The organism is Pseudomonadota bacterium (assembly GCA_016711215.1).
Taxonomy (GTDB): Bacteria; Myxococcota_A; Polyangia.
In genome coordinates this window covers 660,870-685,497 of sequence record JADJTL010000002.1, presented here as the reverse complement: position 1 = coordinate 685,497, position 24,628 = coordinate 660,870, and the positions used below count along the sequence as shown (strand labels likewise).

The window sequence follows — 24,628 nt, the reverse complement described above, 5'->3', positions numbered from 1 at the left end:
ACGCCGACAGCGGTGGCCAAGCTCCACGGGCCACGCGCGACCGGCGCCTCCGGCGCTACTCGCTGACGCGGGGCTGGCGGCGCAGGAAGGTGGGGATGTCCATCTCGTGATCCTCGGGCATGCCGCCGAGGCTCGGGTGCAGCGCGGGCACCGCCTGCGCCGTCGGCGCGCGGCGCAATGGACGAGCCGGCGTGCGAGCGGACTCGCGCCCGCCCTCGACCGTGGCATAGCCGTAGCCTGCCGAAACCGCCGCCACTGAAACGGCCGTCTCCTCCTCCTCGTGCGGCTCGCGCGAGAGCAGCGACGCACTCGCCAAGGGCATCGGGGGCCGCGTCATCGGCCCGGCATAGGCCAGGTTCAGCTCGGAGGGGGCGCTCGGTGCGTAATAGGGCTCACCGGCGGGCGCATGCTGAGGGGTCGTCGAGTCGAAGCTCTGCGCCGCGCCATGACGCGGCGCGGCGCCGTAGCGCTGCTGACCATAGCCCTGACCGTAGCCCTGATCGTAGCCTTGGCCGTAGCCCTGAGCCCGGCTCGCCGGGCCACCGTGGCCCAGCGCGCGCCCGTGAGCCACAGCGGCGGCGCGCCCGCGCTCGGCGCTCAGCGAGGGCCGCTCGAAGCCGGTCGCGATCACGGTGATGCGCACCTGATCCTCGAGGTTGGCGTCGATCACCGAGCCAAAGATGATGTTCGCGTCCTCGTGGGCCGCTTCCTGGATCAGCGAGGCCGCCTCGTTGATCTCCGTCAGCGTCAGGTCCGGGCCACCCGTGATGTTGATCAGGATGCCCGTCGCGCCCTCGATGCTGACATCCTCGAGCAGCGGACTCGAGATCGCCTGCTGCGCCGCCTCGATCGCCTTGCGATCGCCCGTGGCGTGGCCAGTGCCCATCAGCGCATGGCCCTTCTCGCTCATCACCGTGCGCACGTCAGCGAAGTCGACGTTGATGAAGCCGTGGATCACCACCAGATCGGAGATGCCCTGGACAGCGTTGAGCAGCACCTCGTCGACCTTGCGGAAGGCGTCGAGCATCGTCGTCGCCTGCCCGGCGACGGTGAGCAGCCGCTGATTCGGGATCGTGATCAGCGTGTCGACCTGCTCCTGCAGCGACTCGATCCCCGCCTCCGCCTGCCGCAGGCGCTTGCGACCCTCGAACATGAAGGGCTTGGTCACGACCCCGACCGTCAGCGCGCCCAGCTCCTTGGCGATCCTGGCGATGATCGGCGCCGCGCCGGTGCCGGTGCCGCCGCCCATGCCCCCGGTGATGAAGACCATATCGGCGCCCTCGAGCACCTCGCGAATGCGCTCGTTGGTCTCCAGCGCCGACTCGCGGCCGACATCCGGGTTGGCACCCGCGCCGAGCCCGCGCGTCAGCTCACTGCCGAGCTGAATCTTGGTCGGCGCGAGATTGGCCTCCAGCGCCTGAAGATCGGTATTGGCCGCGATGAAGTCCACCCCATCGAGCGCCGACGCGATCATCGTGTTGATCGCGTTGCCGCCGCCGCCGCCGACACCCACCACCTTGATCCGCGCCTGCGTCGCTGCCTCGTCTAGTTCGATCAGTGCCATGATGCCGATCCTCCTCGTCGTTCACACCGCTAAAAAACTCGAGAAAACCAATCTCTGACCCGGCCGCCGAGGCGAACGCGCTCGGTGCGCGGACGAAAGCGCTGCGCGGCCGCCCGCCGCGCGCCGTACTGCACTAAGCCCACGCTCGTGGCGAACTTCGGGCTGCGCACCACGTCGAGCAGCCCGCCGACCTTATGCGGCGCGCCCCGCCGCACGGGAAAGCCGAGCACCTCCTCGGCCAGCTCGGGCATCCCCGTCATGATCGTGGAGCCGCCGGTGAGCACCGCCCCGGAGGCGAGCAAATCCTCGTAGCCAGCCTTGGCCAGCTCGCGCCGCACGAGCAGGAAGATCTCCTCCACGCGCGGCTCGATGATCTCGCAGAGCACGCGCCGCGACAGTCGCCGCGCCGGGCGCCCGCCCACCGAGGGCACCTCGATCTCCTCGTCGGGATCGATCATCGCGCTCTTGGCGCAGCCCCAGCGCTGCTTGACGGCCTCGCCCTCGGCCGAGGGCGTACGCAGGCCGACGGCGATGTCGTTGGTGACATGATTGCCGCCGACGCCAAGGCAGGCCGTGTAGACGATCGCACCGTCGTTGAAGATCGTCAGGTCGGTCGTGCCGCCGCCGATGTCGATCAGCACCACCCCCAGCTCGCACTCGTCCTCATGCAGCACGGCCTCGGCGCTCGCCAGCGGCTGGAGCACCAGCTCGGCCACCTCCAGCTCACAGCGCTGGCAGCACTTGACGACATTCTGCGCGCTGGTGACGGCCGCCGTGACGATGTGAACGCGCGTCTCGAGCCGCACGCCGCTCATCCCCAGCGGCTCTTTGATGCCGTCTTGGCCGTCGACGACAAAGTCCTGCGGCAGCACGTGGACGATCTCGTTATCCATCGGAATCGCCACGGCCTTCGCGGCGTCGATCACGCGCGCGACGTCGCTGGCGGCGACCTCACCATCCTTGACCGCGACGATGCCGTGGCTGTTGAGCCCGCGAATATGCCCGCCGGCGATGCCAGCGTAGACCGTGGAGATCGCGCAGCCGGCCATCAGCTCGGCTTCCTCTACCGCGCGCTTGATCGCCGACACGGTGTTGTCGATGTGCGTGATCACGCCCCGGCGCAGCCCGCGCGACGGGGCCGTGCCGACGCCGATCACGTCGATCCCCTCGTCGGTGAGCTCGCCCACGATGGCCGCGATCTTCGTCGTGCCGATGTCCAATCCGACTATGATCTCTTCACGCTTCGCCATAGTGTCGCCTTCTGCTGGGGGTCTTGCCCGCCGCCGGGTGCTGCCTTCGCGGCCGGTGGCCCCAGGCTCGTTGCTCGCCGCTGCACGCCCGTGCTCTGCTCAGTCGAGCTGCCTCATACGCACCACCACGCGCCCCGGGCGCTCGCGGTGGTCGAGAAATACCGTCTGCGCCCGCGCCACCTCTGGACCCAAGGCCTTCAAGACGCGATCGAGGCGGGCGAACTGTGCGTCGCTGACGCGGGTGCCGAGGTGCAACGCCGTGCCGCCACGGCGAAGAAAGAGCGTGACCTCACCATCGTCGTCGAGGTGGAGCTCGCCCAGCGGCGGCCGCTGCGCCGCGCGGCCGTAGCGCGCGAGCACGCCGAGCGCCCGGACCACGCGCCGCGCGGCCTCCTGCGGCCGACTGCGAAACGCCGCGCGGTCGATGCCCGTGATCACGGTCAGCCCTGCGACCTCGTCGAGCGTCGCGCGCTTGAAGGGCCACCCCGCCGCATCGACGAGATAGAGCTCGCCTAGCAAGGCAGCGGCCCGCGCCTCGCGCTCGCGCACCACGACGTGCAGCGTGTCGGGCAGCGCCCGGTAGACCTCCGCCTCCGCGACCCAGGGATGCCCCGTCAAGATCCGCGCCGTTTCGCGCGTGGCGACCCGCAGGATGGCCATGCCCCGCAGCGGCTCGAGGGTGCGCAGCAGCTCGCCGCGCAGGGCGGGGCGGGCGCCCTCCAGGCGAATCGTACGCACCGCGAAGGTGTTCGAGCGCGCGAGGGCGCGATAGCCGAAGTAGCCAGCGGCGCCGACGCCGCCAAGCGCTGCCAGCGCGCCGATGGTGCAGAGCGCCAGCCAGGCCCCGCGCGCCACCGCGCGGCCAAGCTCACGCCAGGGCACGGGGCGCCGGCGCCGACGCGCGCGAAGCGCGCGCGCTCCACCGACGCGACCCGCGGCGCGACGACCGCCGAGGCCGCCCACACCGCGGGCGCCGGCGACGCGCTCGCCCGCGGGCTCGGCAGAGAGGGCGAAAGCGGCGGCCTGCGGCGGTTGGGGCGCGCCGACGCGGCGGTTGCCCGAGCGCCAGCGCGAGCGCGACGGCCGCTTGCCTCGGTTGAGGGCGCTCACGCCTTCAGCCTCGCGTCGTCGAGGATCGCCTCGACCAGCTCGCCATAGGACCAGCCAGCGTGCGCGGCGATCTTGGGCAGCAGGCTATGGCTGGTCAAACCCGGCAGGGTATTGACCTCGAGCAGCAGCGGCTCGTCCTCCACCCGACCGCTCCAGCGCAGATCGGCGCGCGTCGCGCCACTGCACTCGAGCAGGCGGTGGGCTTGCAGCGCCAGCGCCCGCGCCCGCGCGTCGATCGCCTCTGGGAGCGGCGCCGGCACCAGATACTCGGTATCGTCGCGCGCGTATTTGGCTTCGTAGTCGTAGTGGCCCGCAGCCGCGCGGATTTCGACGGTGCCAAGCACCCGGGCGGCGTCGCCGCTGCCGAAGACGGCCACCGAAAGCTCGCGACCCGGCGCGTAGGCCTCCGCTAGCAGGGGGGCGTCGGCGCCCGCGGCGGTGTTGGCCGCGCCGGGCCCCGGCGTCGACCCGGCCGAGGGCGCTGCTCGCGGCGCCGAGAGCTGCGCCAGCAGGCCCGCATCGTCGCGCACGACGACCACGCCCACGCTGCTGCCCTCGGCTCGCGGCTTGAGCACCGCGGGCAGCCCGAGGGCGCGCACAGTGGCGAGGGTGGCCGGGAAGGCCCAACGCGGCGTGGGAAGCCCGGCGCCGTCGAAGAGGCGCTTGGAGACGACCTTGTCCATCGCCAGCGCCGAGCCGAGCACCCCGCTGCCCGTGTAGGGCAGTCGCAGCGACTCGAGCAGGCCCTGGATACAGCCGTCCTCGCCCCAGCGGCCGTGCAGCGCCAGAAAGGCCCGGTCGGCGGCCGCCTCGCTGAGCTGGCGAGCGGGATCATCGCCGAGATCGACGCCGATCGCGTCCCAGCCGCGCTCGCGCAGCGCCGCCAGCACCGCCGTGCCGGACTCGAGCGACACTTCGCGCTCCGCCGACCGCCCGCCCATCAGGACGACAACGCGAGCCCTCTGCTGTGCTGGGTGCTGTACTGGGGGCTGGGCGATGACCACGGACTCCACTCCAAATACACCTATATAATCGCGCCGATATGACCGACGGATCCCGATTTCTTGTCTTTGCCTTCGGGTTGGTCCAGTAGGGCACCGGCCGTTGGCGAAGGCAAATTTTTGAGGCTCTTTTTTTTGGATCTTTTACGCGCGCGATCTGATCCGCGGGATCACCGCGGCGCCGGCGGCTGAGGCGGGCCCGGCGCGACGGCGGCAGGGCGCTCGTCGAGCAGGCGCTGGCCCACCTTCCAGACGTCGCCCGCTCCGAGCGTGATCACGAGATCACCCGGCGCGACGGTCTGGGCCAGCGCCTCGTGGGCCTCGTCGAGCGAGGCGCAGGCCCTCACGTCACGATGCCCATGGGTGCGCATCGCCTCGCTCAGCGCCTCGGCGTCGAGGCCTGGCTGCGGCGCCTCACCGGCGGCGTAGATCGGCGTGACCAGCACACGGTCGGCGTCGTAGAAGGCCGTGGCGAAGCCCTCCCACTGGTCGCGCACGCGCGAGTAGCGGTGCGGCTGGAAGACCGCGACGATGCGGCGCTGGAAGCCAGCGCGGGCGCCAGCGAGCGTGGCGCGAATCTCCGTCGGGTGGTGACCGTAGTCGTCGACGACGGTAATCCCGTCGACCTCACCGCGAACCGTGAAGCGGCGCTGGACGCCGCCGAAGCCATCCAGCGCCCGCCTGGTGACCTCGTAGGGCACCTCGAGCTCGTCGGCGATCGCCAGCACCGCGAGCGCGTTGAGCACATTGTGGCGCCCGACCATCTGCAGGGTGATCGGCGCCGCGGGCAGGCCGCGCCGCACGGGCGTGAAGCGCATCGTCAGCCCCTCGGCGACGAGATCGCGCGCGCTGTAGTCCGCCTGCGAACGAAAGCCATAGGTGACGTGCCGCTTCTCGACCCGCGGCAGCAGGCTCTGCAGCCGCTCACACTCGAGACAAAGCACCGCCAGCCCATAGAAGGGCACCTTGTTGACGAAGGCGAGGAAGGTCTCCTCCAGCCGCTCGATCGTACCGTAGTGATCCATATGCTCGGGATCGATGTTGGTCACCACCGCGAGGGTCGGCGCCAGCTTTAGAAACGAGCCGTCGCTCTCGTCGGCCTCGGCGACGAGGTAGTCGCCCTTGCCCAGCCGCGCGTTGCTGCCCAGGCTGTTGACCTTGCCGCCGATCACCACGGTCGGATCGAGCCCCGCCTCGTCGAGCACGGCAGCGACCATCGAGGTCGTCGTCGTCTTGCCGTGACTGCCGGCCACCGCCAAGCCGAGCTTCAGCCGCATCAGCTCGGCCAACATCTCGGCGCGCGGAATAACCGGGATCGCCAGCCGCAGGGCCGCCTGAACCTCGGGGTTGTCGCGCTGGACCGCGCTGGAGACGACGACGACATCGGCCTGCTCGACGTGGCCCGCCTCATGGCCCAGCAGCACCCGACCGCCGAGCTGCGTCAGGCGCTGCGTGGTCTCGCTGGCGCGGAGATCCGAGCCGCTGACCTGGTAGCCGAGGTTGAGCAGCACCTCGGCGATACCGCTCATGCCGATGCCGCCAATCCCCACGAAATGAATGTGCCGCACGCGGCTCTTGAACATGGTCATGGGCTGGCCTTTAACAGAGGAGCGGCGGGCAGGCAAAGCCCCGCGCGCCCTCAGGGGGCCGTTGACCAGCATAGCGCAGCATGCCATGGTAATTGGATTCACATATTCGATGAGGCTCGCATGCGCAGTCGGTGCCGTGGTGGAGCGTTGGGTTGGGTATGGGCGGCCCTCGCGGGCGCGGCGCTCGCCGCTTGCGGTGAGCAACCCGTGCATCGCGAGCTGGCCGACGGCCGCCCCAGCGATGCGCGCGATCTCGGCGGCTCGTTTCAGCGCGATGGCGGGTTGCAGCCTCCGGCGGATGGCCGCGCCTTTCTGACGGACTCGACGATCGGCCGGCCCTGCACCGACGGGGCGATCTGCAACGACGCCGGCATCATCATCGCCGAGCCCTCTTGCGGTGACGGTCGGCTCAACCAGCAGCAGGAGGCCTGCGACGACGGCAACACCCTCCCCGGCGACGGCTGCTCGGGCGTCTGCGCGCTCGAGCCCAACGCGCTCTGCCCGACCCCGGGCCAGCCCTGTCAGAGCGCGATCGTCTGCGGAGACGGCCTACGTGCCGGCGCCGAGGTCTGCGACGACAGCAACGCGGCTGGCGGCGACGGCTGCGCGGCCGACTGCGCGGCGATCGAGCCGGGCTGGGCCTGTCCCGCCGAGGCCGGCGCCTGCACGCCGCTGGTGCTCTGCGGCGATCGCCGCATCAACGGCAGCGAGCTCTGCGACGACGGCAACCTCGTCGGCGGCGACGGCTGCGCCGGCGACTGCCTCAGCGTGGAGCCCGACTTCGCCTGCCCCAACCCCGGCCAGGCCTGCCTCCGCATCGCCGTCTGTGGCGACGGCCGGCGCTCGGCGGGCGAGGCCTGCGATGACGGCAACGCGCGCGCGGGCGACGGCTGCACGGCGGACTGCCGCGCGGTCGAGGCGGACTTCGTCTGCTCGACGCCGGGCCAGGCCTGCGTCTCGACGATCGTCTGCGGCGACGGTCGCGTCAGCGGCAGCGAGACCTGCGACGACCGCAACACTGGCGCGGGCGACGGCTGCTCCGCCACCTGCCACGTGGAAGGCGGCTGGCGCTGCACGGTCGTCGGCGCCCCCTGCGAGGCGGCGGCCTGCGGCGACGGGCTGCTCCGCGGCGCGGAGGAATGCGAGGACGGCGGCCAGCCGCCCGTGAGCGGTGACGGCTGCAGCGCGCTCTGCCGGCTCGAGCCGGGCTTTGTCTGCGCGAGCGCGGGTCAGCCCTGCAGGGCTACTGTTTGCGGCGACGGCATCGCCGAGGGCAGCGAGGGCTGCGACGACGGCAACCACAACCTCGGCGACGGCTGCACCCCCCGTTGCCAGCGCGAGCCCAACTGCAGCGCCGGGGCCTGCGTCTCGGCCTGCGGCGACGGCCTTCGCCTGCCGGGCGACGCCGAGGCCTGCGACGACGGCAACACGCGCTCGGGCGACGGCTGCTCGGCAACCTGCCAGCTCGAGCCGGGCTTCCGCTGCACGGACGCCGCCGACGGCGACGGTAGCCAGCTCGTGCTGCCGATCGTGATCCGCGACTTCAAGGCCAAGGGCAGCAGCGGCGGGCATCAGGACTTCGAGAACGACGCCTACGTCAACCTGCTGGATTTCGGCATCGTGCGCGACCAGCTCGACGCGGTCGCGCGCAAGCCCGTCTACGCCCACGGCGCCAATAGCCCGCGCACAAATGAAAGCACCACCAACCAGACGCTCTTCGACCAATGGTATCGCGACGTCGCGGGCGTCAATCAGACCGAGGTGCAGAACCTGACGCTGACGCGGCAAGCGAACGGCTCCTACGTCTTTCACGACGCGACCTTCTTCCCGATCGACGGCCGGCTCTTCGGCAACCAGGGGCGCTCGCATAACTTCCACTTCACGAGCGAGGTGCGCTACTGGTTCGAGTACAAGGGCAACGAGGTGCTCGAGTTCATCGGGGACGACGACGTCTGGGTCTTCGTCAAGGGCCAGCTCGCGGTCGACCTCGGCGGCGTCCACGGCCAAGACTGGGGCGAGGTTACGCTCGACGCGGCGGCCGCCACGCGCTTCGGCCTCCAGGTGGGCAAGGTCTACGAGATCGCGATCTTTCAGGCCGAGCGCCACACCACGCAATCGAACTACAAGCTGACGCTCGGCAACTTCACGCGCGTGCGGACGCAATGCACGGCCGTCTGCGGCGACGGCATCGTCACGCGGCTCGAGGCCTGCGATGACGGCAAGAACGACGGCAGCTACGGCTCCTGCCTGCCCGGCTGCGTCGGCCGCGCGCCCTACTGTGGCGACGGCCTGCTCCAGGCGGCCGCCGGTGAGCAATGCGACGACGGGGTCAACACCAGCACCTACGGCGCCTGCGCGCCCGGCTGCAAGCTGGCGGCGCGCTGCGGCGACGGGGCGGTGGCGGCGGCCTTTGGCGAGCAATGCGATGACGGCAGCAACGACGGCGGCTACGGCCAGTGCGCCGCCGGCTGCCTGCTGGGTACGCGCTGCGGCGACGGCATCCCGCAGCCCGCCGACGGGGAGCAGTGCGACGACGGGCTCAACGATGGCGGCTACGCGCAATGCGCCCCAGGCTGCGTGCTCGGCGCGCGTTGCGGCGATGGCCTGGTGCAGACCGCCAGCGGTGAGCAATGCGACGACGGCAGCAACGACGGCGGCTACGGCCAGTGCGCCGCCGGCTGCCGGCTCGGCGCGCGCTGCGGCGATGGGCTGGTGCAGACCGCCAGCGGTGAGCAATGCGACGACGGCAGCAACGACGGCGGCTACGGCCAGTGCGCCGCCGGCTGCCGGGTCGGCGCGCGCTGCGGCGACGGCCAGGTGCAGGCGGCCAGCGGTGAGCAATGCGACGACGGCAGCAACGACGGCGGCTACGGCCAGTGCTTTGCCGGCTGCCGCCTCGGCCTACGCTGCGGTGACGGCCTGATCCAGAGCGCCGATGGCGAGCAATGCGACGACGGCAACGCCAGGGGCGGCGACGGCTGTAGCGCCACCTGTCGTCAGGAAATCATCATCTACTGAGCGCCAGACCCTACCGAGCACCCGTCCGTCCCGGCGCGTGGCCTTCGCGCCCCGCAAGCCACCAACCTCGGTGTTCGACCGAAGCTCGCTGCCCAAGCCAAGAGCCTCGGCGTCCGCGCCAGGCTGGCCTCGCGGACGGAGGCGACTCCCCTCCGGGCGCGGGCACCATTTAGGCCCGGGCGGCTGGCGTGCTTTCGGCGGGGCCTCCGGTAATCGGAGCGCGTCGGGGGCGCTGAAGCTTGCATTGCTGCGACGTTCGGCCGGCCAGGGCGGCGCTGGCCGGGGGCTGCGAACGCCCTGCGTGGGGCCGGGCAGGCGTCTTTCCTCGGCTCAGGGGCTGACGCGTTTCAATCTCCCGCAAGACTCACAGCCCGCCGGCCCGGATCTTGATAGACGCAGAGAGAGACGCGGCGCGCGGCGCCTGGAAACGCGTCCAGGGAATCCTTAACGAGAGGCGACAGAGCGATGTTGAGCAAGACACGGCGGAGCCGATGGCTACTTTCAGCCAGCTTGGTCGTCGCGACCCTCTTTTCCTTTTCTGCGAGATCGCAAGCGGCTAATCGAGCCGAGCGCGTCTCAAGAGCCCTTCCAAACGTGATCGCGTTCCGTGGCCAGATCCTTCGCCTGATGGAGATGGCGCGATTTTCGCCGGGAGCGCGGCCGAGGAGCGACGAGGCGCGGATCCTGCGCCGGTTGCTCGCGTCGGTGGTTCGGCAGGTTGAGACCAGGCCAGCCCATCCGAAATTGCCGGAACTAACGGCCGCGCTCAGCTCGGCGTTCGACCAGGCGGTCGCGGAGAAACGCGATCGCTGGGGATCGATCCTCAGCCTGGACCTGGACAGCAACGGGCACGCCACAATGAGCATCGAGCTGGCGCGGGCCCCTCATGGGCAGGAGCATGAGCTTCGGATCCTCTTCGCAGCTGTGCGGAAGGGCGAACCCGAGAGCGAGAGCAAGCCGCACCGCGCGTATGTCGCGAGCGAGTTTGTCGACGTAACGAATCCCGCAACAAACACGGCTCGGAAGGTCACCTTGGCGCTCCCGGGAGCCAGAGGGAACGAAGACCTCGCCATACGGCGGTCCCCAACGCCTGCTGCCGATAGTGACTGAGGCCGCCGTGCGAGGAAGAGCCTGGCGCGGGTGCCTCCTTCGGCGCCGGTTGCCTCGCTGGGTGCCGAGCACCCCTGGGTTCACAGGCAGCGCGAGGTTCGTAGCGTGAGGGTCGCGGCGGCGTGCTGCCTGCTCATCCTGGCGTTGGGCGGCGCGGAGGGCGCTGCCTTGGCCACCGGGGCGCTGCCCGCAACCCACCAACCGCAGCGGCGCCTTGGTCGATTCGTTGACCAGACGCGGGCGCACTGGCGAGGTCTGGTGCGGCCAGGCGCCCTGGATGCAGCGACCAGAGCGCTGCTCTTGGAGCGGAGCCCTCAGTCGGAAAGCGCCGCGGCGCAACCGCAGCTCGCGGCCTACGACGAAGCCCACGCGCGCGGTGACGAGCTACGGGCTCGAGCCTGGCGACTGGGAAGGATCGCCCTGGCCGCATCCTTTGCCTCGGCCGCGGCCTGGCTTCATCCCCTCCATAGCGTCCCACCGGCCGCCGCCGGCGATTTCCTCGATGTCCTTTCCCTCGGTCCTTTCGTGCCCTGGCTTCGGGCTATTCTTCCCATCAGCGCCTTGGTTGCCGCCGCCGCGAGCCTCGCGCGCCTGGAGCAAGCCAGGACCACTGAAGAGGCCGCTCGCGTCGACGTTCTCGGCAGGGCAATTCTCACGGAGCGCCTGACGAGCGCGCAAGTGGCCGACGACCCCATCCTCGGCCCGCACCACGCCGCCCGACTCCGCACGTGGTTCGCGGGGAAACATGCGGTGGTCACCGAGGCGGCACGCCTGGAGGCGCTCACCTCCAACGGCGCGGACCTCGCTGAGCGCCTCCAGAAACTCGCCAACGAGCCAACTGCGGCAACGCCTCCGAACTGACGGCGCACTGGCGCGAGCGCCGCGCGGCGGCTGTCACTTTGCACGGGTCAGTGGGGATGCACGAAGGTCGGGACGCAGCCCTCGGGGGAGTCGCTGAGGATGGGCTGGCCCTCGCGGGCGAGCCAGGCGTGGCCACCGCCGGCGGGGGCCGGGCGGAGGCCGACGAAGAGGCGGAGACGCGGGTCGTGCGGCGCAAGCAGCGCGTAGCGCACCAGCGCGCGAAAGAGGCAGGTGGTGCGCAGCGGCGAGGGGGGCCGCAACAGGAGGTCGGTGACCTCCCCGATCAAGGCCTCGCCCCAGGGCGGCGCGGTGCCGGGGCGCCGTAGGCGCTCCGCGAGCTGGTCGAGCGGCTCGCGCTCGAGCGCCCTTGGTAGCGTCAGGCGCAGCGTCATCACGGCCCAGGCCAGCCGGGGATGGCAGACGCAGCGCAGGGTCGCGCGGCTGAGGCCGGCAACGCGCCGCAAACGGCCTACGATCCTCTGGCAGCCGGGCCCCTGCACGGCGGTGAGCAACGCCATGGCCCACCCTACTATTACTCCGTGCATTCGGCACGACACCAGCCAAAGCGCTCGACGGCGGGCGGGCTCTCGGGGGCGGGGCGTGACCAACGGTCGCGCCCGTGCTAACCGAGCAGCACGCAGGGGCCAGGCGCTGCGCTGAACACGCGGCGCCAGGCGCTGCGCTGAAGGAGGGGGCTTGCAGTGGAAGAGCTTGCAGTGGAAGAGCTTGCAGTGGAAGAGCGACCGGTGGGCCTGAGCGAGAGCGCCGTCTTCACCCGCATCGACGAGGCCTCTGGCGTCGTGCTCGAGCTCGGCCGCAAGCGCTACTACCTGCTCAATGAGACAGCGACCGCGCTGGTGGAGCTGCTCGAGCGCGCGAGCGCGCCCCTGCGCCCCTCGCAGCTCGTGGCGGAGCTGCTCGCCGCCTTCGAGGTCGACGAGGGGATCCTTCGCACCGACGTCGAGGCTTGCCTGCGCGACCTGCAGGCGCGCCGCCTGCTGGCGACTGACGCGCCCGCCGTCCCGACCAGCTAGCCGCGCCGGAAGCAATGCGGGCAACTCTGGCGCTGGGAACGCGACCGCGCTAACCTGCCGCTCCCGCTTGCTGCGGAAACCTTTGACAGTCACGGTCTCGTTCATGATAATTGCGGAATCTGTGAGTTAACGTTCATTTTGAACCAGCATCATCGGGCTCGCGGTAGGCGTCTCGGCGCCTCTCGGCGCGCTTGAGACCGCAAGGCTCAATGGTACTCGATGGTACTCGACGGTACTCGATGGTACCTGCGCGCCGCAGCGCCTTTCCACGCAGGGGAAGGGCGATAGCAACGGAGGATTTCTCATGAGGGTACTCGCGACCAGACTGCTGCTGAGCGCCTCTCTCGGCCTGATGGGCTGCACCACACCCGCCGGGCCCGGCGCCGCGGGAGCCGATCCGGCGACCATCGAGGCCACCGCGCCTGGTGACGATGGCGCGGCAACCACGGACGAGGCAAGCGCCGCGCCCCAGCGCCTGCTGGCGCACTATCGCTTCGATGGCGATCCGGTGAAGGGGAGCTGGGACCTGCAGCGTGTCGACGCCGCCAACGACGAGGCTCTGCCGCCGGGGATCGGCCGGGTCGCGGGCGCGCTAGCCAACGGCGACGAAGCTGTCCAGGTCACGTTCGGCTCCCAGGCCTCGCTGCAGAACTGCGCCGCCGGGCAGTGCGGCTGCAACGCCGGCTCACCGGACTTCGACCTGCCGACCTGGTACAGCAACGATAGCTGCCTGACGGGTCAGCGGGTGGCCTACGGCCGGGTGCGACTGACCAACAACACCTCCACGAGCTACTTCCAGAATCCGTCGACCGTCTTCGTAGCGCGAACCCCCGCTTCGCTACGGTTTTTTTCGACCTTCCCCAGCGCGCCCTTCAACTGCGGGGCCTACTCGCCGAGGACCCGCACAGCCAGCCCCTACAGTGGTGCGGTCTACTCGCGCTACAACGACATCGGCCCCGGGGCCTGCGACCGGGGCGTCGACACCTGGGTCGCGGCCGCGACCGCGGCCCCAGACGTCAATGCGCCCGTGTCCTTCGATATCTTCGTCTACGTGGACACCTTGGTGCCCAACCAGGTGCCCAATGGTGCCTTCAGCAGCGGGCTTGCCAACTGGACCGTCTCCGGCAGCGCAGAGGCGGTGGCCGAGCATTGCTCACACGCGAGCGACTACACCTGCGGCGGCGGCGAGGACGGGGTGCTCCCGCCCTCCGGGTCGGGGACGATGGCGCGCGTGCTGACCGTCGATGGCGCGGCGACGCCGGCCTATACCGGCTCGCTGACGAGTACGGCGTTCCTGCTGCAAGCCTCCATGCCCAACCTCAGCTTCCAATACAAGGCCGGCTCGCGCGAGGCCGCCTCGTTCTGCCTGGCCGCCAACGTCGACGAGTTCTATGTGCAGGCGCGCCGTAACGGCGGCAGCTGGATCACCCTGCCGCTGCCCAATCCGCCCGACACCAACAGCGACGCGCGCCTCGGCACGGTGGTCGACTGCGCCAGCTTCCAGCGGATCGACCTCGCTGCGGTCTTCGAGAACTCCTGGTATCCGGGCAGTCCGGGCTCGCCGCAGGCCTGGGCGACCGCGGTCACCAACCTCACGAGCGCGCCGCTGAGCGCGGTGGCCGGCGACCTGATCGAGCTGCGCTTCTGGACGGTGTCCGGAGCCCCCTCGCCGCAGCTCGGGGCCTCAGCCCTCTTGCTCGACAACGTCCAGATGGTCCCCTAGAGGATCGCGGTCGCGCCCCGGGCCCCCGTTTTGCGGGCAGGGGCAGCGCAGCGCCCCAACTGCCGCCCTCCTAGCGCGAAGAGAGCGCACGAGCAGCCCCGCTACCTTCGTGCGGCTTCAGGGTGCGCGAGTCAGGGCGCCGCGAGCAGGCGCAGCGCGTGGGTCAGCATGTCCACCACCACCACACCCTCGGAGACGCGCGCCACGCCGTCTGTCCAGCTGAAGCGCGCGTCCTGACCCAACCCATCGCTGTTGCCGGGAAGGCCCGCAGCGCCGGCCGGCGTGCCGACCGTACAGGCCTGCAGGTCGAGGCGCCGGACCACGCGGTTGTTGGTGTCTGAGACCCAGAGGTCCACGCCATCGACGGCGACCTTGCTCGGCGAGAAGAAGAGCGCGGCGTTCCAGGCGCCGTCCTGATAGCCGAAGGGTGCGCCGCCACCTGCGATTGTCGAAAGGCGGCCCGAGGCCAGGTCGAGGCGGCGGACCGCGTTATTCCCCGAATCGGCGATGTAGAGCGAGAGGCCGTCCGTCCCCAAGCCGCGCGGCCCCGAGAGGCGCGACACGTCCTTCAGGCCATCGCCCCGCCCGCGCAGACCCGCCGCCCCGGCCACGGTGATCACGGTGCCGGCGCTGAGGTCGACGTGGCGAATGACCTGATTCCCCGTGTCGGCGACCCAGAGCGACTGCCCGTGGCCAGTGATGCCGCCCGGGTGGTCGAAGCGCGCCTCGGCCAGGGCGCCATCGGCAGAGGCGTGCTCACCCGCGGCGCCAGCCAGGGTCGTCACCTGCCCGCTGCCGAGCTCGACGCGGCGAATCGTGCCGTTGTCCGTGTCGGCGACGTAGAGGCTGCCCCCCAACACGACCAGGTCTGATGGGCAGCGAAAGCGCGCGCTGCCGGCGGGGCCGTCGGCCGCACCAGCGAGCCCAGCGCTGCCCGCCACCGTCGTCACCATCGCGCTGGAGAGCTGCAGGCGCCTGATTAGCTGGTTTTGGCACTCGCTGACGTAGAGCGCGCCCTGGTCGTCGGCCGCGAGGCCGCGCGGCTCGCTGAAACGGGCCTGGCCGGCCACGCCGTCGCGCTGCCCTGGCTGCCCGTCGCCGGCAAGCTGCGTCGCGCGCAGCGCGCCCGCGGGCAAGCGCGCATGGGTCGGCGCGAGGGTAACCGGACGGTGGTCCTCGCAGCGGAAGGCCCCCTGATCCGCGGCGCCACCGTCCACCACAGCGCCATCGGAGGCGCCGGCATCGGGGCGCGCAGCGTCGGTGGCCCAAGGCGCATCGGCGGCGCTGCCATCGCGCGCGAGACGCGCGTCAGCGCCTCCCTGATCGACGGTTGCAGCCGTCGCGTCTCGCGCTGCACCCGTCGCGTCACGCGGGGCAGCCCTCGCATCGCGCTGCGCTGCCCCGCCGCGATCGGCGCCGCCGTCCTGCCGGGACGAAGCGTCGCGACCGTTCGCAGGCTGACTCGAACAGCCGGCGGCCAGCCCGGCGAAGAGCAGCACGAGGCGCGCCGCGGCGGCTCCCCGCCAAAAGGGGCTTTGCTCAATAGGCATCTGTCCACTCCAGGTGTCCGAACTGACGGTGGCAGCTCAAGCAGGGGTGGTAGTCCGCGGGGCGCAGCCGCCCCTCCTCGACCATCGCCAAGCGTTCGCGCTGGAGCTGATGGGTGCGCTCGAGCCAGAGGCGGTGGGCGTCGAAGAGCGGCGTCGTGCGCAGGTCGGCGACGACATCGCGCCGCTGACCCGTGCCATCGCGAAAGGCCGAGAGCGTGCAGCAGTAGATCAGATTGCCCTCGAAATCGACGTGCAGCACCTGCCCCGCCTTGGTCGGACACATGTAGAGCGGGTTGGTGTTGTACATGGTCTGACAGGGCCGAATCGGCAGGTTGAAGGCCTTCGTCAGGCGGTGGAGATCCTGCTCGACCGTGCGCCACTCCTCGAGCGGGATGGGCACGCCGAGCGCCACGTTCTCCGGGGTCGGATGCGTGTGGTCGACCGAGAGGAAGTCCGCGCCGAGGTGACTGGCGAGCAGCGCGATGCCGTCGAGGTCGTCCCGGTTGTACTGCCCGATGATGAACGAGAGCCCGAAGCGCAGGCCGAGGCCCTTGCAGGCGGCGATGGCGCGCATCACGGTGGCGAAGGACTTCGGCGCTCGGATGCGATCGTGGATCGCCGGCGTGCTGCCGTCGAGGCTGAAGACCACGAACTCGAGGCCCTCACGGCGCGAAGGTTGCCGCAGCAGCGGCATCACCCGCTTGACGAAGGTCGTGCCGTTGGTGACGAAGTGGTGCTTGAGGCCGCGCTTGTTGATCAGGTCGAGCGCCGCGCCGAACTCCGGATGGAGCGTGGGCTCGCCGCCGGTGATGCCGACCTTGATCACGCCGTAGCGCACCGCCTGCTCGAGAATACGGTCGAGCAGCTCGAGCGGTAGATCGCTGACGCTATGGTCGAAGTCGCGCAGGCAGTGGGCGCAATCGTAGTTGCAGCGCCGCGTCAGCTCAAAGGTGATCTCGACCATGTGGTTCAGCTCGTCGCGGGCTTCCGCTCGTTAGGGGCAGCGAACCAGCGCCAACGCAGGCGCATGGCTGCGTGGCTGCGTTGTGCTGTGCTGTTGCGCTGTTGCGCTGCTGCGCTGCTGCGTTGCTGCGTTGCTGTGTTGCTGTGTTGCTGTGTTGCTGCGCTGCTGCATTTGGGTCCGCGCTGCCGCTTAGGCGTCGCGGCGGACAGCGGCAACCTTAAGGCACGGCGGAAGGCCGCGCTGGCGCCGGTTGCAGCCCTTCAGGGAACGAAGCTTCAGGGAACGAAGCTTCAGGGAACGAAGGGTGTCTGCGACGAAGGGTTTGCGCCGCCCGAGAGCAGGGTCACGTTGACGAGCGGTTCACCATCGGTGACCTGCGGCGTGACATAGGGCCGGCGGGCCTTGATCGGGCGCGCTGGGCCTGAGCTGGCGGCGGTGATGCCTGCCGGCTCAGAAGCATGATCGCGACGCTTGCTGTCCATTTAGCGAAACCTCCCTCGTGCAGCACGTCTCAGCTGTCGCCCCGCGAGGACTCGGCGACGTCTTCATAGGCCAGGCGCAGCTTCATAGGCCAGGCGCAGCTTCATAGGCCAGGCGCAGCTTCATAGGCCAGGCGCAGCGCCTCGGCCAGTCGGTCTGGGCCCGCCGCGGAGCCAGACCCGCGCGCGAGCGCGAAGTTTGCTCCAGAGCGCACCACCTTTGCAAGGGTTTCAAGGTGCGGACGGCTCGCCGCGCTGCCCAGCATGACCAGCCCGCTCTGGGGTAGCAGCCCTTGCAGCGCCGCAGTCCTGGTGATTGGCGCGAGGCTCGGGGCCCGGTCACCCGCCTGCAGCAGCACCAGCATGGCGGGCGCGGCGGCGCGCTCGCGCACCTGACCCGGAAAACAGGCGTAGGGGTCGAGATCCCAGCGCAGGCGACTGGCGCGCTCGAAGGGGCCACGGGCCCGCGGCGCGAGGCCCGGAAAAAGGCGCAACGTGTCACCGTCGAGGTGCAGCGGGCGCCGAAAGGGCAGCACGCTGACACCGGCCGATCCCGTCTGAAGGAAGATCGCGTCGTCAGAGAGGTAGGGCAAACCCGCAGCCACCAGGGCCAGCGTCAGCGTCGTCTTGCCCGCCCCCGAGTTGCCGACGAGCAGCAAAGGCCCGCGCGGATCGCCGACGGCAGCCGCATGCGTGTAGTAGAGGCCGTGGTGGCGTAGCGCGAGCTGCAGCGCCAGGTTGAAGAGCAGCACGGCAAAGACATAGGGCGCGCGCATCGATTCTGGGTGCACCATCCCCTCGAGGCGACGACCCGCCGCGTCGATCACCAGCTCCGAGAAGCCATCACTGAGGACCAGCGCCGCGCCTCGTGGCTGCCCGTGCACCGCGCCATAGCTGATCAGCGGCGACGCGGCCGCGGGCGCCGGCTTGAAGCCGCCGGCGGCCGCGAGCAGGGTTGCCACGAGGTCAGGCGGAGGGTCCAGCTCAGGCGACGCTGTAGGCGGTGACCCGTAGGCCCCCAGCAGCTCCTCGAGCGCCTGAGCTACGGCGGCAACGTCCGTCCGCAGCGCCACCGTCACGCCATGAATGCTGTAGCGGCTGGTATCCACGGCGTCGGGCTGGGGCTTCGGTCTCGTCGATCAGCTTGCTGGCGAGCGCTCTTTGCCTGGTGAGCACTCGTTGCCGACAATATCTGCCAACAACGCCCTGCCGACAACCAGCCACGCCCTGCCGACGATATGCGCCGGCCTTCCCGACGGTGCCGACAGCATCCCGATCACACGATCGCCAGGCGAGCAAGCCACCGCGCCTCTGCCGCCCCCTCTTCTGGCCCTGCCGAGGCGCTGCGCCTGGCCGGCAGCGCGATGCGAGCTTGGCTCTGCGCGCGGAGTTCGGTTAGCATGGGGCTCCCGATAAGCAAACGCGGCGCGACGTGGGTGGGCCCCCTGCGGCCCCTCCCGGTGTTGGCGCCTATTCCACTCTTCCACGCAGGGGGGGAGGCGCAGCTTGCGCGATCTGCTGATCTCGGCCCCGCGGCGCCGACGCTTCCTCCTGATCCTCGGCCCCTCGGGGCTCGGCGCCGTGCTGGCGCTCGGCGGCGTCGTGGGGCTCGGCGCCTGTGCCACCCGCGCACGCCCGCTGCCGGTCGGCTCCGTGCTCGAACAGGCGCGCCAGGAGTGCGCGCGTTTGCGCGAGACGACCCTGCCCCGCCCGGTGCAGACGCCCGTCGACGGGAGCTTGGCGGAGCTCGATCGCCTGGTCGCCACGGGCCAGAGCGCGGCAGCCGCGGAGCGGGCGCGCACGCTGAGCAGCACCTGCAATGCCGAGGCGGAGCAGCGCGGCGGCTTGCTCGTGCTCAGCGTGGACGTCGAGTCGCTCCGGTCGCGGCTCGCCCCCCAGCGCTACGCGCAGTTCCGCTGGTTGGCGCAGCACGGCGACTACGGCAGCGCGATCATCTGCGGCCAGGCGCTGCTCAACGGCGACCGCGGCGGCTGCGAGGGCGCGCCGAGCGAGCGAGCGACCTTGGCGGCCGCTGCGTCAAAACCGGGCGCCGTCGCCCCCACGAGCCCCGGGGGCGCGGCCCTGTCTCAGGATTGGGATGCCACCGAGGGCGACGACGATGCGACGACGAGCGGGCCAGCCAGCGCGAGCGTAGGCGGCGCGGCCGGCACGCTGCGCGACCGCATGGACCGGGCTCCCTCCCACAGGGCCCCCTCCCGCACCGCCGCCTGGGTCGCCTTTGGCGCCGGGGGCGCGGCGCTGGCGACCGGCGGCGTGCTCGCGCTGCTGGCGACGCAACGGCGCGCCGAGCTCGCCGACCGCTGCCCGGATTGCTCGCGCGCGGAGCTCGAGGGCGGCAAGCGCCTGGCGCTTGGCGCCGACCTCGCCTTCGGTGTCGGCCTGACGGCGGCCATCACCGGGCTCGTGCTCTGGCTGGCGAACCCCTCGGCCACGGCCTCGCGTGGACCGGGCGCGCCCGCGCAGGCCAGCGGCGCGGGTCGCGGCAGCGCGCGCGGCGCCCAGGTGTCCGTGACCACGCGCGGCGTCGGCGCGCGCTGGGCGTTTTGACGATGGCCCTACTCATGGAGACGCGCACCGCCCCAGCGGCACGGGCTGAGGAGGCCACGCTCTTGCGCACCAACCGCTGCTGTCGTCGCCTCGCCTTGGCCCTCGCGGCGGCGCTGACGACCTCTTGCTCCTTTACGCTCGACTTCGACCTCAAGAGCCGCGAGAGCGTCGACGCCGCCCTCGACCGCGACGCCATGGTGCTGGCCGACGGGGCGCTCCCCCGCGACCGCGGCGGCAGTGTAGGGCGCGACGCGGGCAGCGCCGATGGCCGGCTGCGCGACGCGCGCGTGCGGCCCGACGGACCGCCGGGCGCCTGCGACGAGGCGCAGGATAGCGATCACGACACGATCCTCGATCGCGACGAGGGCTGCGCGCTCGGCCGCGACAGCGACGACGACGGGACGCCGGACTACCTCGACGACGACAGCGACGGCGACGGGATCACCGACGCGATCGAGGCTGGCGACGCCGATCCGCTCACGCCGCCGGTAGACACGGACCGCGACAACTTCGCCGACGCGATCGACCTCGATAGCGACAACGATGGGGTCCTCGATGCGCTCGAGGATCACGACGGCAACGCGCACGTCGGCTGCTGTCGCCGCCACTGCGGCGAGGTCGTGGCCGGCTGCGCGCCGGTGGCGGCGGACGCCTGCGGCCCCGGCCAGCAGTGCACGGGCGGCGCCGGCGGGGGCTGCGCGCCGCTGGCGCTCTTCGCCTGCTCGCAGGGCGAGAGCGACCCGCGGCTGGAGGACACCTTCGGGCTAGGGACGGACGCCCTGATCGGCGCGGGCGTCTGCGTGCCGAGCACGCCCCTGCACCAGGGGGGGCAGCGCGAGGTGAGCACCCATACGAGCGGCGCCGCGCTCGGGGACTGGACGCTCGCGCTCGATGCGCGCGCCAGCTATACGCCGCTCTCGGCGAGCAGCGCGCCGGCAGGCAGCGCGGCAGCCGCCTTCGAGTTGGTCGAGGGCACGCAGGCGACGCTGGGCTTCGTCGTCACGCTGCCGCTGATCAGCGCGGACGTGCGCTCCGAGGCCGATCGCCTGATCACGGCCGTGCGCAACAGCGAGGTCGGCCGGGACGGCGCCGTGCGGCTGCGCGCCAGTGGGGCACCGGGGCGCTCGCATGACGGCTTCGACCTGGTCAGCAAGCTCGTCGTGGACCTGGTGCCGAGCGCGCCCTGGCAGCTGGCGGAGGTGCGGCGCACCGTGCTCGAGGCGCTGATGGGCGCACCGGCGGTCATTCAGGGCTGGCCGGCTACGCCGCGTATCGACGCTAGCTTTTTTGTGCTGCGAGCCGCGGTGGTGATGCGCAAGGACGGGCGTGCGGTCTTCGTCGTCGCGCTGACGACCTACGAGGGCGAGAACGCCGCCGGAAGCGAGCTGCCCTGGGTCGCCGAGGACGTGGCCAGCGGCACGCTGCTCGGTCGCGCCGGCCGGGCGGCGCGGCGCGAATGCGAGTCCACCATACCGCATCAGAGCTCGCCCCCGGTCGACATCATCTGGGTGATCGATGAGTCCTTCTCGATGAGCGACAACCGCGCCGACATCGCCAGTAACGCCGCGGCGTTCTTCGGCCAGGCGCTCGCCGCCGGGCTCGACTTCCGCATGGGCGTGACCAACATCATCCCGCCCGACAGCAGCGACTGGGGCGACACGGGCAGGATTCAGCCCACGGTGGGGCGCTTCTGCTCCCGCGCGTCCAGCGACCCGAGCGACGGCGGCGGGGCGGATCGCTTCCTGCTCCCCAGCGAGGGCGCGATCTTTGCGGCCTGCGTGCGCAATCCACCCGGCTATGAGGGTGGCGACGAGTGGGGAATGACCAACGCGCGCCGCGCCGTGGAGCGGCACCTGCCCCGCGCCGCACCGGGCGACGCGGCCTTGCCCAGTCGGATCCGCCAGGGCGCCGAGACGCTGGTCATCATCGTCACGGACGAGGTGCCCCAGGACGACGACCTCGACTACGTCAACGCCAACTCGAGCCAATGCGTGCTCCCTGCCGAGACCGCGACGCGGCTGGAGACGGACCTTCAGCCCTACTTCAAGCTCTTCACCGGCCAAGACAGCGCCTTCCCGGGGAGCGAGGCCATCGTCCATGTCATCGGCGGCCTCTGCCCGGGTAGCTGCGACAATCGCTCGGTGCAGATCGCGCACGGCTACCTCGATCTCAGCCGGATGCTCGGCGGTCAGACCTTCGATATCTGTCAGCCGGACCTCGGCCCGAGCATGCAGGTGATCCTCGAGGACCTGCTGGCCAAGGGCTCGCCGCTGAAGCTGGCCGAGGTGCCGATCAGCGCCAGCCTGCGCGTCACGCTCGACGGCCGGGTCTTGCCGCGCAGCCGCGCCGGAGGCTTCGTCTATCACGCGGCGACCAACGCGATCGTGCTGCTGGGGCTCGGGCGCCTCGAGCCCGACAGCGTGGTCACCATCGCCTACGCGCGCTGGGAGGAGCCATGAGCATGCGGGCGCGAGGAGCGCGCGCGCGGCGCCGCGAGGGCGCCGCGACGCTGGTCTGGGCAAGCGCTGCGCTCTTGGCCGCGGCCTGCGGCTGCGGCGCGCAAGGCACGCGCGACGCAGGGTCGAACACGAGCGATGGGGCGGCCACGGCGGACCTACGCCTAGGCCGCGATGCGGGCGCGGCGATCGGTCCCGATGCGCGCGCGCTGCCGCGCTGTGACGGGGCGGCGGGGAGCCCCTGCACGACCACCGACCCCTGCGCCATCACCGCGCGCTGCGGCGACGACGGCCGCTGCCACGTCGCCTTCGGACAAATCTGCAACGATGGCCTTTCCTGCACGCGGGATCTCTGCCTCGGCCATGGGCTCTGCAGCTTCCAGGTCGAGGGGGAGACGTGCCTGGTGCTCGTGCGCGAGGGCAGCCTGCGGCGGCCGCGGTGCATGCTGGAGAACGAGGCCAACCCGGATAACGTCTGCGAGCGCTGCCGACCACGCAACGACAAGACCGCGTGGACCAAGCTCACGGGCAGCCTCTGCGACGACGGCGATAGCTGCACGACCAACGACCACTGTGAGACGGGTCGTTGCGTCGGCGAGGTCGGGGGCGGCACCTGCCGCTGAGCTGGCGCCGGCGGCCCGCTGGCGATCAGGGCGGGCCGCTAGCCTGGGCCGCTAGCCTAGGCCGTCTGCTCGCGCACGAAGGCCAGCACCTCGGGAGGGTTGCTGTCGAGCAGCTCGAAGCCGGCCCGCGAGACCTCGCTGGTCGTCTGGTGCCAAGCGCATTGCGCCCGCAACGCCACGAAGCTGTAGGAACCCTCGCTGCTGACGAACTGCCGCAGCTCCGGGGGCACCTCGGAGAGCAGCATTGTCAGCTTGAGGACATACTGCTCGCCATCACGCAGGATGTTGCTGCCCATCAGGCGCTGGCCCTCGAAGGAGATGCCGAGCCCGTTTTGCGAGACATCGCGCACCACGCCGACGACATTGAAGATGGTGTAGACCTCGGCGCGCTGCTCGAGGTGTTGCAGCAGGCCCGTTGCCGGCAGGTGCCGCCTGTCGCGGTAGACGGTCACGATCTCGACCCGCCCCACCGGGTTGCGCGCCGCCACGCGTGTATCTGAACCGGACATCGTCACCCTCGCTCCGTGCCGCTCCCGCTTCCAAGGGCCGCGGCGCCACGAGCATAGCCGGTGTCCGCGGGCAGGGCGAGCGCGCGCCCGCCAGGGTGGCTCCCAGCGCGCCGAGCCTTCGCGCACGCGCGCTCTAGATCTCGATTCCCCGCGGTGGGTCCCTTCTGCCAAAGGGGTCGCCGAAGGGGGTGCCGAAGGGAATGATGATCACGCTCGGTCGCGGTGCCGGCACCGCACGCACACGATGCACCGCGGCGTTTGCGCTGCCTCGGAGCTCCTTGGCGACCTCTCGATCCGACTGCACCTGTGGGTCGGGCGCGCCGGCCCGGCCTTGCCCGCGCGCAGCCTCGTCGTCGCGCCCCAGGGCATCGGCCAAGCGTTCGAGGTAGGCCGGCCCGGCGGCGCGATCGGAAGGCAGCGTCTCCCAGGGGCCGGGTGAAGCCGCGGTCAACGCGGCGGGGCGCTGCGCAAAGAGCGCGGGCATGGCGCCGAACACCACGTCTCCGACGAGCCCGCGGAGCCACGCCAGCTCGCGGTCCTCCTGCGCCGGCGTGGCGCGCTGAGCGCTGAAGATCCGCTCGGCCAAGAGGTAGACGGTGGTCTGAGCGTGATAGAGCGCGACGTCCAACGGCGGGAGCTCCAGGCGCTGCTGGGCCAGGCGCAAGGCGTCGGAGTGGCGCCCCTGTCGCAGCTCGGCCTCGATCTTGCCCGCACCGCCGGCCACGCGGGCCAGCGGCGTCTCGTGGAGCTCGCTGAGGCTGATCAGCTTGGTCGCGTCGGGCAGCCCTTCCCCCCCAGAGGCCGCCAGAATGGCCCGCGACCCCAGCACCTCGCGCTGCGGAGCGAGCACCAGGTTCAGCTCGCCGACGACCAGGGCACTCGGCAGCGGCTGCTGGAAGGGATGTTCGCTTCCGGGGAGCGGGTAGGCGCGACTCTCCTGGAAGAGCGCCCCGACCAGCTCGGACCAGACCCCCACGTGCTTGAGCGCAGGACGCAGCTCGGCGGCGACCGAGCGCAAGGCGCCGTCGACGATTCGCCCCCTCGTCTGGTGGCCGGGCCTGTGATTGCCGGTCGGCGCGGCTCCCGCCAGCAGAGCGACCCCCGCCGAGGCCGCAACGGTCGCAGCCGTGACGAGGAAGCACCGACGCGCCGGGACGAAGGCGCCGCCAGGCGCGCCCAGCGCCGGGCTCACCATGGCTGCAACCAGCGCGACTACGAC

At 71.1% G+C, this 24,628-nt stretch carries 20 protein-coding genes; 8 read left to right on the top strand and 12 right to left on the bottom strand.

The window, feature by feature from the left end:
* Nucleotides 1-55: 55 nt before the first annotated feature.
* From ftsZ to IPL40_07790, 5 genes are all read right to left on the bottom strand, one after another.
* Nucleotides 56-1,564 carry a cell division protein FtsZ gene (gene ftsZ, locus IPL40_07810; protein ID MBK8481069.1) on the bottom strand — a complete coding sequence of 503 codons (1,509 nt, stop codon included), beginning with the start codon at nucleotides 1,562-1,564 and terminating at the stop codon, nucleotides 56-58.
* A gap of 29 nt (nucleotides 1,565-1,593) precedes the next feature.
* Nucleotides 1,594-2,814, bottom strand: coding sequence for a cell division protein FtsA (gene ftsA / locus IPL40_07805; GenBank protein ID MBK8481068.1), 1,221 nt, complete (start codon nucleotides 2,812-2,814; stop codon nucleotides 1,594-1,596).
* 99 nt (nucleotides 2,815-2,913) lie between these two features.
* Nucleotides 2,914-3,924, bottom strand: a complete 1,011-nt coding sequence (locus IPL40_07800) for an FtsQ-type POTRA domain-containing protein (protein ID MBK8481067.1) — start codon at nucleotides 3,922-3,924, stop codon at nucleotides 2,914-2,916.
* The gene (locus IPL40_07795) at nucleotides 3,921-4,865 is read right to left on the bottom strand and encodes a D-alanine--D-alanine ligase (GenBank protein ID MBK8481066.1); all 945 of its coding nucleotides are present in this window, start codon (nucleotides 4,863-4,865) and stop codon (nucleotides 3,921-3,923) included. The genes IPL40_07800 and IPL40_07795 overlap by 4 nt, the downstream gene beginning before the upstream one ends.
* Nucleotides 4,866-5,095: 230 nt before the next feature.
* The gene (locus tag IPL40_07790; GenBank protein MBK8481065.1) at nucleotides 5,096-6,514 is read right to left on the bottom strand and encodes a UDP-N-acetylmuramate--L-alanine ligase; all 1,419 of its coding nucleotides are present in this window, start codon (nucleotides 6,512-6,514) and stop codon (nucleotides 5,096-5,098) included.
* On the opposite strand from IPL40_07790, the gene IPL40_07785 reads away from it, so the two are divergent.
* From IPL40_07785 to IPL40_07775, 3 genes are all read left to right on the top strand, one after another.
* A complete protein-coding gene (locus IPL40_07785; GenBank protein ID MBK8481064.1) occupies nucleotides 6,479-9,532 on the top strand; it encodes a DUF4215 domain-containing protein in 3,054 nt (1,017 codons plus the stop codon). The two genes, IPL40_07790 and IPL40_07785, sit on opposite strands and share 36 nt — an antisense overlap.
* Nucleotides 9,533-10,126: 594 nt before the next feature.
* Entirely contained in the window at nucleotides 10,127-10,642 is a 516-nt protein-coding gene (locus tag IPL40_07780) for a hypothetical protein (GenBank protein MBK8481063.1), read from the top strand.
* 561 nt (nucleotides 10,643-11,203) lie between these two features.
* Nucleotides 11,204-11,503, top strand: a complete 300-nt coding sequence (locus IPL40_07775) for a hypothetical protein (GenBank protein ID MBK8481062.1) — start codon at nucleotides 11,204-11,206, stop codon at nucleotides 11,501-11,503.
* A gap of 47 nt (nucleotides 11,504-11,550) precedes the next feature.
* Here IPL40_07775 and IPL40_07770 read toward each other — a convergent pair whose 3' ends face one another.
* Entirely contained in the window at nucleotides 11,551-12,021 is a 471-nt protein-coding gene (locus IPL40_07770; protein ID MBK8481061.1) for a lasso peptide biosynthesis protein, read from the bottom strand.
* Between the two features lie 183 nt (nucleotides 12,022-12,204).
* Between IPL40_07770 and IPL40_07765 the strand changes: the two genes are divergently transcribed.
* Both IPL40_07765 and IPL40_07760 read left to right on the top strand, forming a co-directional pair.
* Nucleotides 12,205-12,537 (top strand): PqqD family protein, encoded by a 333-nt coding sequence (locus IPL40_07765; protein MBK8481060.1) that lies wholly within the window; start codon nucleotides 12,205-12,207, stop codon nucleotides 12,535-12,537.
* A gap of 304 nt (nucleotides 12,538-12,841) precedes the next feature.
* Nucleotides 12,842-14,260 carry a hypothetical protein gene (locus IPL40_07760; protein ID MBK8481059.1) on the top strand — a complete coding sequence of 473 codons (1,419 nt, stop codon included), beginning with the start codon at nucleotides 12,842-12,844 and terminating at the stop codon, nucleotides 14,258-14,260.
* Nucleotides 14,261-14,391: 131 nt separating this feature from the next.
* On the opposite strand, the gene IPL40_07755 is transcribed toward IPL40_07760, so the two are convergent.
* From IPL40_07755 to IPL40_07740, 4 genes are all read right to left on the bottom strand, one after another.
* A complete protein-coding gene (locus IPL40_07755; GenBank protein ID MBK8481058.1) occupies nucleotides 14,392-15,810 on the bottom strand; it encodes a hypothetical protein in 1,419 nt (472 codons plus the stop codon).
* On the bottom strand, nucleotides 15,800-16,774 hold the full coding sequence (locus IPL40_07750) for a radical SAM protein (GenBank protein ID MBK8481057.1): 975 nt from the start codon (nucleotides 16,772-16,774) through the stop codon (nucleotides 15,800-15,802). The genes IPL40_07755 and IPL40_07750 overlap by 11 nt, the downstream gene beginning before the upstream one ends.
* A 290-nt stretch (nucleotides 16,775-17,064) precedes the next feature.
* Nucleotides 17,065-17,256, bottom strand: coding sequence for a hypothetical protein (locus tag IPL40_07745; protein ID MBK8481056.1), 192 nt, complete (start codon nucleotides 17,254-17,256; stop codon nucleotides 17,065-17,067).
* Between the two features lie 101 nt (nucleotides 17,257-17,357).
* Nucleotides 17,358-18,362, bottom strand: coding sequence for a hypothetical protein (locus IPL40_07740; protein ID MBK8481055.1), 1,005 nt, complete (start codon nucleotides 18,360-18,362; stop codon nucleotides 17,358-17,360).
* 397 nt (nucleotides 18,363-18,759) lie between these two features.
* Between IPL40_07740 and IPL40_07735 the strand changes: the two genes are divergently transcribed.
* From IPL40_07735 to IPL40_07725, 3 genes are read left to right on the top strand one after another with little or no spacing between them, the layout of a single operon-like run.
* On the top strand, nucleotides 18,760-19,821 hold the full coding sequence (locus IPL40_07735) for a hypothetical protein (protein MBK8481054.1): 1,062 nt from the start codon (nucleotides 18,760-18,762) through the stop codon (nucleotides 19,819-19,821).
* Between the two features lie 2 nt (nucleotides 19,822-19,823).
* Nucleotides 19,824-22,280, top strand: a complete 2,457-nt coding sequence (locus tag IPL40_07730; protein MBK8481053.1) for a hypothetical protein — start codon at nucleotides 19,824-19,826, stop codon at nucleotides 22,278-22,280.
* A 2-nt stretch (nucleotides 22,281-22,282) separates the two neighbouring features.
* A complete protein-coding gene (locus IPL40_07725; protein ID MBK8481052.1) occupies nucleotides 22,283-22,900 on the top strand; it encodes a hypothetical protein in 618 nt (205 codons plus the stop codon).
* Between the two features lie 56 nt (nucleotides 22,901-22,956).
* Here IPL40_07725 and IPL40_07720 read toward each other — a convergent pair whose 3' ends face one another.
* Both IPL40_07720 and IPL40_07715 read right to left on the bottom strand, forming a co-directional pair.
* Nucleotides 22,957-23,409, bottom strand: a complete 453-nt coding sequence (locus tag IPL40_07720; GenBank protein ID MBK8481051.1) for a hypothetical protein — start codon at nucleotides 23,407-23,409, stop codon at nucleotides 22,957-22,959.
* Between the two features lie 133 nt (nucleotides 23,410-23,542).
* Entirely contained in the window at nucleotides 23,543-24,604 is a 1,062-nt protein-coding gene (locus IPL40_07715) for a hypothetical protein (GenBank protein ID MBK8481050.1), read from the bottom strand.
* Nucleotides 24,605-24,628 lie beyond the last annotated feature (24 nt).